Annotated in this window: 17 protein-coding genes and 1 pseudogene; 4 read left to right on the plus strand and 14 right to left on the minus strand. The window is 68.8% G+C overall.

The window, feature by feature from the left end; translation table 11 throughout:
- Positions 1-180: 180 nt before the first annotated feature.
- From AB0F44_RS01080 to AB0F44_RS01125, 10 genes are all read right to left on the minus strand, one after another.
- Positions 181-1,407: a phage major capsid protein gene (locus AB0F44_RS01080; RefSeq protein ID WP_357351819.1), complete on the minus strand. Its 1,227-nt coding sequence runs from the start codon at positions 1,405-1,407 to the stop codon at positions 181-183.
- A gap of 57 nt (positions 1,408-1,464) precedes the next feature.
- Entirely contained in the window at positions 1,465-1,725 is a 261-nt protein-coding gene (locus tag AB0F44_RS01085) for a hypothetical protein (protein ID WP_357351821.1), read from the minus strand.
- Positions 1,726-1,905: 180 nt separating this feature from the next.
- Positions 1,906-2,130, minus strand: a complete 225-nt coding sequence (locus AB0F44_RS01090) for a hypothetical protein (protein ID WP_357351823.1) — start codon at positions 2,128-2,130, stop codon at positions 1,906-1,908.
- A gap of 242 nt (positions 2,131-2,372) precedes the next feature.
- The gene (locus AB0F44_RS01095; RefSeq protein ID WP_357351825.1) at positions 2,373-2,612 is read right to left on the minus strand and encodes a hypothetical protein; all 240 of its coding nucleotides are present in this window, start codon (positions 2,610-2,612) and stop codon (positions 2,373-2,375) included.
- A complete protein-coding gene (locus tag AB0F44_RS01100; protein ID WP_357351827.1) occupies positions 2,609-2,830 on the minus strand; it encodes a hypothetical protein in 222 nt (73 codons plus the stop codon). Before AB0F44_RS01100 ends, AB0F44_RS01095 begins: the two co-directional genes overlap by 4 nt.
- 146 nt (positions 2,831-2,976) lie before the next feature.
- On the minus strand, positions 2,977-4,116 hold the full coding sequence (locus AB0F44_RS01105; protein WP_357351829.1) for an AAA family ATPase: 1,140 nt from the start codon (positions 4,114-4,116) through the stop codon (positions 2,977-2,979).
- Positions 4,113-4,625 (minus strand): hypothetical protein, encoded by a 513-nt coding sequence (locus tag AB0F44_RS01110; protein WP_357351831.1) that lies wholly within the window; start codon positions 4,623-4,625, stop codon positions 4,113-4,115. The genes AB0F44_RS01105 and AB0F44_RS01110 overlap by 4 nt, the downstream gene beginning before the upstream one ends.
- Positions 4,626-4,859: 234 nt before the next feature.
- Positions 4,860-5,030 (minus strand): hypothetical protein, encoded by a 171-nt coding sequence (locus tag AB0F44_RS01115; protein ID WP_357351833.1) that lies wholly within the window; start codon positions 5,028-5,030, stop codon positions 4,860-4,862.
- A complete protein-coding gene (locus AB0F44_RS01120; protein WP_357351835.1) occupies positions 5,027-5,245 on the minus strand; it encodes a hypothetical protein in 219 nt (72 codons plus the stop codon). Before AB0F44_RS01120 ends, AB0F44_RS01115 begins: the two co-directional genes overlap by 4 nt.
- A 313-nt stretch (positions 5,246-5,558) precedes the next feature.
- Positions 5,559-7,100: a recombinase family protein gene (locus tag AB0F44_RS01125; protein ID WP_357351837.1), complete on the minus strand. Its 1,542-nt coding sequence runs from the start codon at positions 7,098-7,100 to the stop codon at positions 5,559-5,561.
- A gap of 38 nt (positions 7,101-7,138) precedes the next feature.
- On the opposite strand from AB0F44_RS01125, the pseudogene AB0F44_RS01130 reads away from it, so the two are divergent.
- Together AB0F44_RS01130 and AB0F44_RS01135 are read left to right on the plus strand one after the other, a co-directional pair.
- A pseudogene (locus tag AB0F44_RS01130) lies at positions 7,139-7,357 on the plus strand (VOC family protein); the annotation flags it as partial.
- A 21-nt stretch (positions 7,358-7,378) separates the two neighbouring features.
- Complete coding sequence (locus AB0F44_RS01135; RefSeq protein ID WP_357351839.1) at positions 7,379-7,861, plus strand: GNAT family N-acetyltransferase; 483 nt, start codon at positions 7,379-7,381, stop codon at positions 7,859-7,861.
- Positions 7,862-7,865: 4 nt separating this feature from the next.
- Here AB0F44_RS01135 and AB0F44_RS01140 read toward each other — a convergent pair whose 3' ends face one another.
- The gene (locus AB0F44_RS01140; RefSeq protein ID WP_357351841.1) at positions 7,866-8,489 is read right to left on the minus strand and encodes a class I SAM-dependent methyltransferase; all 624 of its coding nucleotides are present in this window, start codon (positions 8,487-8,489) and stop codon (positions 7,866-7,868) included.
- Positions 8,490-8,563: 74 nt separating this feature from the next.
- On the opposite strand from AB0F44_RS01140, the gene AB0F44_RS01145 reads away from it, so the two are divergent.
- Positions 8,564-9,058 (plus strand): GNAT family N-acetyltransferase, encoded by a 495-nt coding sequence (locus AB0F44_RS01145; protein WP_357351843.1) that lies wholly within the window; start codon positions 8,564-8,566, stop codon positions 9,056-9,058.
- A 13-nt stretch (positions 9,059-9,071) separates the two neighbouring features.
- Positions 9,072-9,842, plus strand: coding sequence for a dimethylargininase (gene ddaH / locus AB0F44_RS01150; protein WP_357351845.1), 771 nt, complete (start codon positions 9,072-9,074; stop codon positions 9,840-9,842).
- Here the strand turns inward: ddaH and AB0F44_RS01155 are convergent.
- The 3 genes from AB0F44_RS01155 to AB0F44_RS01165 form a co-directional block, all read right to left on the minus strand.
- Positions 9,833-11,206 (minus strand): lipase family protein, encoded by a 1,374-nt coding sequence (locus AB0F44_RS01155; protein WP_357351847.1) that lies wholly within the window; start codon positions 11,204-11,206, stop codon positions 9,833-9,835. The two genes, ddaH and AB0F44_RS01155, sit on opposite strands and share 10 nt — an antisense overlap.
- Before the next feature lie 117 nt (positions 11,207-11,323).
- Positions 11,324-11,938: a GyrI-like domain-containing protein gene (locus tag AB0F44_RS01160; RefSeq protein WP_357351849.1), complete on the minus strand. Its 615-nt coding sequence runs from the start codon at positions 11,936-11,938 to the stop codon at positions 11,324-11,326.
- Between the two features lie 94 nt (positions 11,939-12,032).
- The gene (locus AB0F44_RS01165; protein ID WP_357351851.1) at positions 12,033-12,893 is read right to left on the minus strand and encodes a zinc metalloprotease; all 861 of its coding nucleotides are present in this window, start codon (positions 12,891-12,893) and stop codon (positions 12,033-12,035) included.
- Positions 12,894-12,919 lie beyond the last annotated feature (26 nt).

Genomic DNA, 12,919 nt, shown 5'->3' on the forward strand with positions numbered 1-12,919 from the left:
GCGCCGGGTCCTGTGGATACCGGTTGGCGGGGGCTGCGTTGGGTGCTGGGTGCGCTGGTGGTCTTGTCGTCGCGGCAGAAAGGAGATTCACCGACCGCTCGGCCACCATCGGCCTCCAGAGACGACCGAAAGGAGAGGCTCCTCGGCACTGGAGGTGACGTTGACGCTCCCGGCAAGCTCCTAGGCGGTCACCGTGAGGCGCGTGACCCGCGACGGCTGCGGCACCGTGGCGAGGACGCGCTCCTCGACCCGGACGGAGGTCCGGTTGTGCTCGAAGTCGCCGGTCGCGAGCCCGACCTCGACGCGGAGATCGCCCCGGCCGCGGGTGTAGAACCGGCCCCATCCGGCAGTCATCAGGTAGACGACTCCAGCGGCCACGGCCGGCGTCGAGGCGACCGGCACGCCGTGGATGCTGGTCGGGCCGGGACCGAGCGGATCAGAGACGTAGATGCCGCTGGTCTGCATCTTCTGCTGCCGGATCGCGCCCACCTGGGTGGGGTTCATCAGCAGCACCTGCGGCGACTCGCCGGTGAGGGCTTCCGAGGTGGCGATCTGAGCGGCGAGCGTGTCGATCAGCCCGTCTGCGGTCGTGGTGCCGGTGAGGATGCCGGAGGTGGCGTCGACCCTGTCGAGGACGTAGCGGTTCTCCTTGACCATGACGGCCCGGACGATCGTGTTCTGGATCGCGGCCACCATGAACGGGGCGTCCTCGGCCAGTTCATCGGTGACACCGAACCAGGTGGCGATCTTGATCAGCGGGTCGTCGTGGTCGTCCGGATCCAGGCTCGACTCCGGCTTGAGTCCGCCCTCCGGGACGATCGCGACGCTCGCGTCGGCCGGGTTGCTGAGGCTGTACCAGCGGACGGGCGACGTCGCGTTGGTCGTGACGTCCATGTAGTCACGCAGACTCACCACGGCGCGGCCCTCGGGGGCCGTGACGACGTCGCTGCCGAAGCCGGGGAGGTTCAGCGCCCCGACGGTGGCTGCGGCCTTGAAGTGGGCGTTGGTGAGGGTGGTGTCGAGACCGATGGGAGTCTTCGACTTCACGGCCCGGATCAGGTCGTCTCGCTGCTTGGCGCTGAACAGTCCGCCGATGGGCTGGCCATCGGTTCCGAGGGTGGCGCCCTTGCCAAGCCGGTCGAGGGCTCGGGCGGTCTCGGCGGACTTGGCGCGGCGCTCGTCGCGGGCCTTGGCGTCCTCGGCGTCGGCCACGGCCAGCGAGTCGGCTTCGGCCTTGATCTGGTCGGCGAGGTCCTTGATCAGGTCGATGGTCTCCTGCTCGGCCTTCGTGAGGCCGCGGCCTTCATCGAGGGCCTTGGAGACGATGGTCTGACCCTGCATGGCGAGCGCGAGACGCTCGCTCTTGGTCTGCGGGATCGGGGTGAGTGCCTTGGTGGAGACAGGCATGAGATTGCTCCTGTAGTCGAGCGGGTCGGGACCCGCCCACAGGCGCAACCGCGAGAGTTACGGGGCGAAGATGCTGGTGTTGTGCTTGGCGACGAGCGCGGCCAGGTGCTCGTCCTTGACCCGCTGGTAGTGGGTCAGGAGGCGGCGCTCATCACGGCTGCGGCTCCGGTCCTTGGTCCGGTTGATCAGGTCCTTGGCGGCCTTGTCGGCGGCCTTGACCCGCTCGGGTGACCGGTAGCCGGTCGCCGACGCCACGTGCTCGGTGACGAGGGCGCGGAGGACTGGGTCGACTACCACGACGTCAGTGGTGCTGGTCATCGGAGGCTCCGGAGGCTGCATCGATGCCCCGCGACGGTTGGCGGAGATACTCGACGCCTGCGCGGATGCTGGTGGACGGAGGAGCGGATAACCAGCCCCGGGAGTGTGCCGCCCGGATGACCTCGGCGACGCGCTCACCTTATCAGGGCTCTGGTTCGGGTTGCGCATGATGAACCTTCCTCACAGCCGGATCGGGAGCGGCTGCCAGCCGTCCTCGTCATCGCGGAATCGGGAGGCGATCCGGCGCCACCCGGCGCGTTCGCTGGAGCGCGGGGGCTCATGCTCGGCGTCGATCTCCTCCAGCCGGTGGGACAGGTCTCGCCAGGCGAGGTCACGCCGGACATCGCTGGCCGCGCTCGCGATGGTCGGGCCGGTGGTCGGCAGGGGCATCAGGTCGTCGTCCATGATCTTGATCTTCCTCGTGGATCCGGGTTGGTTTTAGGTACAACTTCTGGCGAAACTCGACTTGCCGCACGCGTGCCTACCGGCACGGGTCTCCGGGGCGATCGGTCTAGCGATCGGAACGCCCCTAGGGTCCGTCGAGTTCGTTCGTCTCGATCTGAGGGCTTGTCCCGGCGCTCGCCGTACGCCGCGACGCTCGATCCGCTTCCGTTCGTCAGCGGGCGATCTGCGGCTTCTGCTGTGCCTCATTCGTGCGCGGCGAGGTCAAGGAGGTGGCGGCGAACCTGCTCGATGGCGCCGTCGCCGTGAACGACCTGCATGTAGCCCGCGAGGTTGGTGATCGCGAGGTCGATGAGGTGGGAGGTCGCCTCCTCCCCGGCGACGGCGATCTCGTTCTTGGTCTCGCGGTACGCCTGCCGGTCCTGGGCGAGCACGCTCACGAGGAGACGGTCGACGCGCTGGTGGTCGGTGGTAGTGATGCTCATGCTGGGTCCTTCGGGTCGGTGGTGTTGGAGGTAGGCCGGTAGCGCCTGCACCAGGTCTTGTGGTTGGGCACGATGCGGCGGAGCTTGTAGTCGCCGACCACCTCGTACGGCTGGCGGCAGTGCGGGCAGACGATGCGGTGGTCGAGGGCGTCGAGATCCTCGACGTCGGGGGCTGGCAGGCTGGCGGCGGCTCGGGAGACGCCACGGGCTGAGGTCATGAGGTGGTCCTCTCCTCCTTCGAGATCCGGAGCGACTGGTGCCGCCTGGTCTGGTGTTCGGCGAGTGGTGTGAGTGGTGCCCCTATAAAGAGGGGGCACCACTCACCACTACTGGTGCTGGCACCACTCGGCACCACTGGCACCACTCAGGTGATAAGGGTGTGGAGCCAGGCGTTGCGGGGGCCTTTGGTCCGCGCGATCACCCCCAGACGAACCAGTGAGTCGAGCGCATCGCCCACCGACTTCTCATGGCCCCGCACGTTGGTACGCACAGACCGGATCGAGCATCCCGGGTTCTCGCCGACGTAGGACGTGACTGCCGCGGCGTAGGTCTGAGACCTGGGCGTCGCCGCCTCGCTGGAGAGCCGCAACGTGTCCTGGTCCATCGTCACCGCGACCTCGGGCATCGGGTCGCGGCCTCGGTACTTGTCGACGCGCAGGGTCCGGGTCTCGGTGTCCCGGTCACGCTTGTAGATCAGGACGGCGTCGGGGGCGTCGTGGAGTGCGGAGGAGCCTCGGCCTCGGCCGTCGGTCCACCCGGCGTGGGCGGCGACGATCCACTCCTTGGCCCTGACCTTCGTCCGGGTGAACTCGTTGAGCATCGCGAACCAGGGCGTCACGTCGGAGGCGGAGTCTTGCGAGTCGCCGGTGAAGGCGCGGCCGAACGTGTCGACCATGATGATCTCGACCTCCAGCGCATCGAGGGCCTTGGCCAGAACCTCGCGCTCGAACGGGTCGCGGAGCGGGTTGGGGACGTCGCGGAGGTCGAGGACCACGAGCCGGGTCAGGTCGACGCCAGCGGAGTGGCACCAGTCGATGAGTTCGGCGGCGTCCATCTCGTAGGACAGGAGGGCGATCCGTCCACCGACCTGCCGGACCGGGCGCTCGCCGAGGAACGGGGTTCCTTCGAGAAGGTCCCGGGCGAGGTTGGCGAGCATGGTGGTCTTCCCGGCGCCGGCCTGGGCGATGAGGACCGCGCCGCCGCGTCCGGGGAGCACCCCGGCGATGCGTGGTGGTGGTGGTTCTGGGAGAAGGTCGCGGAGTTTGTCGGCAGTGATGACCTCGAAGTTGAGCAGCGGCTCCTTGCGCTCCTCCTCGGCCGATGACGCGGCGAGGCGATCAGGCTCCGGCGTCGGACCGTTGTTGATGCTTCCTGCACCGCCTAGGCCAGTCTCGTACGCGCTGGGCACGTCAGGGAACGCGGCCTTGATCGCGGCCGGGTCAGGCCGCTGGTCCTCGTAGCCCTGATAGGGGTCGGCCTGGTTGTTGGTCTGGCTGGACGTCACGGGGCGGTCACCTCGTTCAGGGCGAGTTCCCTTGGCGACAGCGCACGACCGGACGGACAGGCGCAATGGATCGCGGGCTGTGCCGGATGCGACAGGCACATCTCCCCGACAGCGGACTCGCGTTGGGCAAGGTCGTATCCCCACCGGTCGACGACGTGCGCCCATGTCGGGTACCGCCGCCAGTCCGCTTCGCCGTACAGGGTCTGCATCATCCGATCCCAGGTGGCCGGGTTCGGGGAGGCCGGGATCGTCGGCGGTCGGTAGCCAGCGCGCCGGGCACCATCGAAGAGGTCACGGGTGGAGAGCCCGACCGCGGCGAGGATGTCAGGGGTCGAGCATCCGGCGTGGCACTTCACGATGGCCCGTGCGCGTCCGTCGTCGGTGACTCCGGGCCGGACGCTCACGCTGAGCCGGGACTTGTGATGCCTCAGCGGGCAGTCGGCTCGACCGCGTACGACTCGCCCACCGTGATCGGCGAGGGCATTCAGGATCAGGTCGGCGGGCGTCATGCGACCAGCCCCAGGTCACGGGCCACGCAGTGCCGCAGTGGTCCGCCGCACCGGAGACCGAGGTTGGCGGCACATGCGGCCTGGTCGAGCCCGAGGACGCCGCAGGAGGCACACCCGACGGGTCGCGGCATGTCGGCGGCCTCGGTTACCGTGGTGTCGATCTTCGTGGATGTCGGGATCGCGGCCTCGCCCCTGCCAGGGCGGGGTCTTCCCGTTCCTGGGGGTGGCTGCTGGTCAGGCCGCGGCATCGGTGCCACCTCCCGGAGCGTCGTGCTCGGCGACGCCGACTGACGTGTGCTCCGCCGCGAGGCGGAGCCGACGGCGCTTGAGCCAGGTGCGGACCTGCTGGGCGCCCCACGCGAGGTCGGCCGGGTTCTCGTAGGCGTAGCGTGGGCGGTCGCTCATGCGGCCACCTCCGCGTCGTTGTGAAGGGTCGCGGCCAGGACGTCGGCCTGGGCAGAGGTGAGGGGTCCGACGGTGGCCAGTTTGGACTGGATGAACTCCTTGATGGCCTGGGCGGCGAGGTCGCGCCGGTACTCGGCTGCCGCTTCGTCGTCACCGCGGAGGACGGCGTTGGCGTAGCGCGCGCGAAGGTGGGCGCGTTCCTTGGAGATGGACATAGACAGACTCCTGGGAGTGTCTGTCGGGTCCCTCTCGGGCTGCGCCACTGTCGCCGCGCAACTGGCTCGCGTTCGGGTTCACCTAGCCCGGTGACCGTGGGCTGATTCGCCAGTCATACCGTGACTGGTAGTGCCTCCCACGGGAGGTACGCCTCTCGCTCCGGATCTTCCCGGGATAACGCGTCCTCGGCTGGTGTCAACGCTACGAGCCGAAGCGCCACGGGTCAAAGGCCCACACGGTCGTTGCTGGACGCCACTTGTTGGGCGTTGCCAACATTCGGTTGGGCGCAGCCAACATGCCTCGACGGTGGGGCTACGCCCAGTCGATCGTAATCCGATCCGTGTCCAGGCCCCGAGGCCCCATCTTGGTAGCCGAATGGATGGTCACCTTCGCCACGTACCGGCGGATGAACGCGCGCTGCTCATCTAGCGTCGCCTCCTTCCAGCCCTCGCGGGCGGCGTCCACGTCGATCCGACCAGAGGTGACCGGGATCGCGGATAAGGCATCGTTCATCTGGCGCTCCTCGGCATCCAGGGCCTCTTTCGCGGACTGCCACTCAGAGGTCGTCCGCTCCCGCCGAGCCCACATGCCCGCGAGTTCCTTCCGCTGCTCCTCGATGGCAGACAACTCCGTCACCAGCCGCGCGCGCTCGGCGTCTTGGTCGTCCTCGACGTCGAGCGCGTCGAGGAAGGCCGGGCTGTCGAGGTGCTTGAACAACTCCGAGACGACGTACTCCTCGATCTCGGGGAGCATGATCCCCAGGTGCCCCTTGCCACCGTTCTTCGGGTGGCACATCAGGTACGGCTTCACACGCGGCGTGGTCTCGCCCTTCCGCAGCCGAAGGCGGATCGGCATGCCGGTGAGGGCCACGCCGCAGGTCGTGTCGTCGTCGTGGTTGTAGCCGCAGATCGCGAGCCCTCCGGTCAGGAGGTACTTTCGACCGCTGAAGCCCTTGTGGGCTGACCCGATCGCATAGGTGCCGCCATTGGCGCGCTTCACCGCGCGCTCACCGGTCAAGCGAGCCTTCAGGGTTCGGTGGGTGGCCTTGTCGAGGATCGCGGGCCAGTTGCCGTCGCCGATGACCTCGCCGGAGTGCTGCCGTAACCCAGCGATGGTCGGGACCGTGAGCCAGTTCTTGACCGCACCCGGGGTGATCCTTCCATCGTGGACACCGAGCACGCCGTCCTTCCACGTGTCGGCGTAATCGCCGGAGGTCGGCACGAGTTCGGGGTCCCGCTCGGCGGCGGGCTTGTTCATCTCGATCGCGACGGAGGCCAGCGACCAGCCTGCAAGCACCTTCTCAGCGGCGTACCGAATCACGGCGGCCTGCTCGGGAACGACCTCGTAAGTCCTCACGCCGTCGTCGGTCTTGGCGTGCACGTACCCGAAGGGCTTCACCCCGGGCGGCTCACCGCGTCCGGCCTTCTCAGCGAGCGTGTCGGCCTGACGGCGGAGCATCTTCCGGCGCTCGTCGGCGTTGATCACCGCCTTGATCCCGGCCACCGCGTCCATGACCTTCACGATGCCATCCCGATTCGTGTGGACCTCGGTGATGTCGGCGCCGATCAGGTCCGCCCGCAGGTTGAACCACTCGATCTCGTCGCGGGTGAGACGCGACTGCTCGACGACCCAGACACGGTCGACCTTCCGGGCCCGGATCCATTCACGGAGGCGTTCGAAGTCGGGCCGGTGGTCGCCATTGGCAGCCGAGATGCCTCGGTCGGCGAAGATCTCGACGGGTTCGCCGGGCCACGTGTTCGCGGCGTAGGTGGTGCCCCAGGTGATCTGGTCGTCGACCCCTTCGTACTTGCCGTTGGGCTTGGGGGAGAGGCGGGTGTACAGCGCGATGGTCATGAGCGGGTCCGTTCGGGAGTGTTATTAGTTCGTACCACATCCCCGAGTCGAAGACCGCCAAGAACCGCGTCCACCTCGACGTCCGCGCCGCTCCCGGACTGCAGGGCGAGGAGCGGATGGCCGCACTCGAGGCCGAGTGCGAGCGCGTCGTTGCGCTGGGAGCCACCCGCGTCCGCCGCTTCGAACCCGACCCGCCGATGAGCCTCGGCTTCATCGTCATGCAGGACCCCGAGGGAAACGAGTGGTGTCTCGACTGAGCCTCTCCCTATCCTCCGGGCATGAAGATCAGGGCGGCTGTCGTCGATGACGCCGAAGCGTTGACCGACCTCCATCTCGACGTGTGGGAGGAGGCGTACGCCGGGCTGATGCCCGACCGGATCTTCGCTGAGCGGAGATCTCTGCGGTCGGTGAGGGTCGATCGCTGGCGTACGAACATCGACACCGGCCCGATCTCCAACCTGGTGGCCGAGGCCGACGAGCCGGGGCGACTGCTGGGCTTCGCCAGTTCCGGGCCTGCTCGCGACGACCACCCGGGACTGCCGTCGCTCGAGCTCTCCGCCCTCTACGTCCGCTCGGAGAGGTACGGCACCGGCCTCGGCCATGCGCTGTTCGAGGCCGCGATCGGGGGTTCTGCTGCGTACCTCTGGGTTCTCGACGGCAACCAGCGCGCAACGGCGTTCTACGAACGTCAGGGCTTCCGGTTCGACGGCGAGACCAAGGCCGACCTCGTAGGCATCGAGCGCAGGATGGTCCGCGGCTGAGGCCCTACCCTCGGCGCGCGAGCAGGGTTGAGTCGTCGATCTGGACCGGGACGCCGTCGCGGATGGTCAGGCGGGGGCGCTGCTCGACGACGACTGGCTCGAACCCGTCGGGCAGGCCGGGGATCAGGTCCGAGGCGAGGAACATCGCGTTGTGATGGCCGTGGCGCGCGAAGACCTCGGAGGGCGCGTGGCCGACGACGAGGAGGTGGCCACCGGGCGCGACCGCGGTGGCCAGACGGCCGGCGACATCGACCATGCTCCCGTCGGGGGTGTGCAGGAAGTGGCAGGTGACCAGGTCGAACTGCCGGTCTCCGGCGTCGAAGGTGCGGGCGTCGACCTGCCACCAGGACGTACGGTCCGCGACCCCGGCGTCCTCGGCATGCCGCCTCGCCCGGGCCAGCCCGTTGACCGAGAAGTCGGCGCCGGTGACCGTCCAGCCCTGCTGCGCGAGCCAGATGACGTCGCCGCCCTCGCCGCAGCCGACATCGAGCGCCGTCCCGGGCGTGAGTTCGGAGACCTCGGCGACGAGCTGCGGGTTCGGGTTGCCGCTCCAGACCTTCTCCTCACCGGCGTAGCGCTCCTCCCACGACTCCGGCTCGAACATCCTGCGTCCCTCGTCCTCGCTCATGGGGCTCAATCTAGCCGCCGCCCCCGCCAAAATCTGGTGCGTTCTGGGCACGCCGTGTGGTTGCCTGGCCGGCGATGATCACCCTCAGCGAACCACCCCGCCTGGTCCGTCCGACGACGGCCGTACGCACCTCCTATCTCACCGGCGAACAGGCCGACTGTCTCCTGCGTGGCACCGACACCGACTGGCTCGGGCCGGCCAGCGAGGACTTCGACGCATTCGTCGCTGCCAGGGATTACGACAAGGAGCGCTGGGACGTGATGTCGACGGTCTACTGGTACGTCTCCGAGGAGCACTATCTCGGCACCCTCGTCGTACGCCACACGCTGACACCGGAGCTCGCCGTCGACGGCGGTCACATCGGCTACCACGTCGTCGCCCCGTGGCGGCGCCAGGGCCACGCGACCCGGATGCTCGAGCTCGGCCTCGAGAAGGCCCGCGAGCACGGCGTCTCGCGCGCCCTGCTCACCTGCGCCCCGGACAACGACGCGTCCCGGCGGGTGATCGAGAAGAACGGCGGGGTGATCGACGAGCAGCTCGGCAACGAGCTCCGGTTCTGGATCGGATAGGGATACTTCACTCATGCACGCTCTCGTACGCCGCCCCTCGCCCCGCCTCGCCGAGGGGCTCGTCACCCACATCGAGCGGAGCCCGGTCGACGTAGATCTCGCGCACGAGCAGTGGGAGGCGTACGTCGCTGCGATGCGCTCCGTCGGCTGGACCACCCACGAGGTCGACCCCGCCGACGACTGCCCGGACTCGGTCTTCGTCGAGGACACGATGGTCGTCTTCGGGGATCTGGCCGTGATCAGCCGGCCGGGTGCGCTGGAACGGCGCCCGGAGATCGACGCGGCCGAGGACGCCGTCCGCGCGCGGGGCTACCGGATCGCCCACATCGAGGCGCCCGGAACCCTCGATGGCGGCGACGTGCTCAAGCACGGCGACACCGTGTGGGTGGGGGAGGGCGGGCGTACGAACGCCGAGGGGATCGCGCAGCTCCGGGCACTGCTCGGACCGCTGGGCGCCGAGGTCCTCGCGGTCCCCCTCACGAAGGTGCTCCATCTCAAGTCGGCCGTCACCGCGCTGCCCGACGGCACCGTCATCGGCCACGAGCCGCTGGTCGACGACCCGAGCGTGTGGGGAGCCCGGTTCCTGCCGGTCCCGGAGGAACCGGGCTCCCACGTGGTCGTCCTCGACGACCGCACGCTGCTGATGGCCGCCTCGGCACCGCTGAGCCGAGCGATCTTCGAAGAGCGTGGCTACACGGTCGTGCCGGTCGACATCTCCGAGTTCGAGAAGCTCGAAGGCTGTGTCACCTGCCTGTCCGTGCGGCTACGAACAGCTCAGGGCTGAACGGGCATCGACGCGCAGTTGGATCCGGCGGCGACGCCCTTGACCCGGTCGGTGATCCAGTTGATTGCGGCGGTCTGGTCGACGAGCAGCGGGGTGACGTGGTTGGTGACCAGCCCGTCGCCGAGGTTGGGCAGGACGACCGCCTGGTAGGTCACCTTCACTCCCTGACCGCACCAGTCGACGGCGAGCTGGCGGGACTGCTCGTGCGGGACGATGTCGTCCTGGGTGCCGGTGGCCAGGCGTACCGGGATCCGCGGGGCGAGGTGCCCGAGCTTCTGCTCGGAGATGATCGCCCGCACCGTCGGCTCGCGCTCGATGATGTCGTCGAGGCTCTCGCCGGTCGTGGTCCAGCTGGCGCTTCGTTGGAACGGGTAGCCGAAGATGCCGTCGGCGACGCACGCTGTCGAGAGGTCCTCGAGCGCCGCGTGGCCGGCCTCGTTGAGGTTCTCGTCCAGGATCGGCCGCAGCTCCGGGTTGGACTGGGCGAGACCGTTGATGGTCCAGGCCAGCGCCGCCACCAGCGCCGACCCGTCGATCCCGACCGCGGTCGCCCGCAGGTCGGCGGGCGGAGCGCCGACGTAGGCACCCACGAGGTTGATCTCGGGGGCGTACGTCGCGGCGAGCTCGGAGGCCGACCCGGTCGCGCCGCCGCCCTGGCTGTAGCCGTAGAGGGCGACCCGCGACCCGGCGGTCACCGATGCGTCCGGGACCGCGCGCGCTGCCCGCGCGGCGTCGAGGACGGCATGTCCGCCGTCGACGCGGTCGACATAGGTGTGGAGCCGGTCGGTGGCTCCCAGGCCGACGTAGTCGGTGACCATGACCGCCACACCGCGCGCCAGGAGGCGGTAGATCCCGATGTCCTCGTAGCCCACCGAGACGGTCTTGCCGTTGAAGAGGATCGGACGCTCCAGCCCCAGCGAGGCCGAGCACTGGTCGCCCTGGCCCATGGTGCCGGGTGCTACGACCACGAGCGGCCGGTCGCCGGCACCGGTCCAGGCCGCGAACGGCTCGATGTAGGCGCCGGTCACCGCAGCCGCGGCGCCGTTGTTGTCGGTCGTCTTGTACATGACGCGGGTCGCGGTGCCGGGCAGTGAGCCGATGCCCGGGATCGAGAGACCGACGCCGAGGGGGAGTGGCTCAGTGCGTACGAGCTCACCGTCCGCCGCAGGAAGCTCGGCTGGTGGGTTGTAGAACTCCGGGATCTCGACGCCGCGGGAGACGACGGCGGTGCTCTGGTCGGCGGCTTCGGCCGGCGCGGCCAGGGCGGCGGGCATGACAGCGGCGACGGCCAGAGCCGTCGCCAGGGTGCGTGCGGCGTGCTTGCCGGGACGCTTTACGAACAGTCTCGATGCGTGCTGAGCCATGGGGGACTCTCCTCACGTAAGCGGGACCGCTTCGTCCCGAGTTACTGAAGAGTAATGTGAGCGCCGTCACGGTGACAAGGGTTTCAGTCCACACTTGTACACCGAGATTCGCGGGCGTTATGAGGCGAGCGGCTGGCGCAGGATCGTCCGGAGCTTCGCGGGCTCCACCCGCCGCGGATCACCGAGATAGATCTCGTGGTGCTTCCCGGTCATCCGCAGCCCGTTCTCGGGGATGAACCGCTCGTGCAGCTCCTCGAGCACCGGACCCTCGTCGTCGTAAGGCCCGATGTGCAGCGTCTGCACGCAGGTGCCTTCCGCGAGCGTCTCCAGCCGCACCTTGTCCAGGCTTGCCGGGCGGTCTTTGGCGCCGACCTTCGAGACCGCCTCGTCGAACATCTGTTCGGTGATCCAGTCGGGCGTCATGATCATCGCGGTCCAGTCCCACTGGGACTTGTCCCGTGCCCGGGTGAACGCGTCCATGTCCTCGGCCCACCACAGCGCCTCCAGCGGCGGCACCACGTAGTCACGGCCCTCGTTCTTGCTGGCGAACTTCAGCTTGTACGCCACCGGATAGAGCGTCGCGAGCGCATCCGCGTACTCCTGGGCGGTGTTGGGGTCACCGTGCCCGTCGACCATCAGGTAGGGGAGTGGCGGCACCTCGAGCACCCGGAACTCGCCCTGGCGTGCCCGAAAGCTGTCGAGCGTCTTCTTCAGATCGGTCTTCGTCGCCATGGAGACATGATGACGCTCCGGACATGGCAGCTGCTCGCCTGGCGAGTCACACAGGACGCGCCAGGCGAGCAGCGGTGATGATCAGGCCCGATGATCAGGCGCGGTAGGCCGCCCACATCTGGTCCATCCGGGTGCTCTGACCCAGGGTGAACTGGTTGTAGCAGCTGTCGTAGCTGTAGTCCATGTAGTTGTGGATCGGGTCCAGGCCGGGCAGGCTGCAGGAGTCACGGCCGGTCGGGCAGCCCGAGGTCGAGCTGGCCTGAGCCGGGGTGTCCGCGACCTCGTCGTTGGTCGTGGTGCAGCCACCCTGGAAGGTGTGGTAGAGCCCGAACCAGTGGCCGGCCTCGTGGGTCGCGGTCTTGCCTTGGTCGTAGTTGGTGGCCGAGCCGCCAGGAAGCGAGGAGTACTGCACGCGGATGCCGTCGATGCCCGGGTTGCGCGAGTAGTCCCACGGGAACGTCGCGATGCCGAGGTAGCCGAAGTCGACGAGCCAGATGTTGAGCGCGTTCCTGCCGCCCAGGCGGGTCTGGGTGCGGTAGGTCGTCGACTGGCGGTCCTTGTGCCACTGGTTGTTGTAGTAGGTGTCGACGCCCGCGAGCGTGAACGTGAAACCGGTGTCTGCGGCCGTGCCAGCCAGCTCCTGACCTGCGAAGTCCTGGTTGAGCTCGGCGATCTGCGCGTCGATCTGCGCCTGGGTCACGTCGCCGGATCCGTCGGTGCCCAGCATCTTGTGGATGTAGACGGGAACGGTGGCCGCGGTGCGCGCGTTGCTGCCCTTCTTGGCCAGGATCGCCGCCGTGCGGGCCTCGATCCGCTGCTGCTCCGCCGCGGAGATCTCGCGGTGGTCCCCGCCGGAGCCACCTCGGGCGGCGTCGGCCTCGTCGTGGTCGGCCGGCTCGATGCAGGCGGCCTTCGACTCCTGCGGAGCCCACGCCGCTGCAGGGACGGCGGTCATGGCCACCGACGCGGCACCGAGCGCCA

This window comes from Nocardioides sp. NPDC023903, assembly GCF_040639295.1.
GTDB lineage: Bacteria > Actinomycetota > Actinomycetes > Propionibacteriales > Nocardioidaceae > Nocardioides.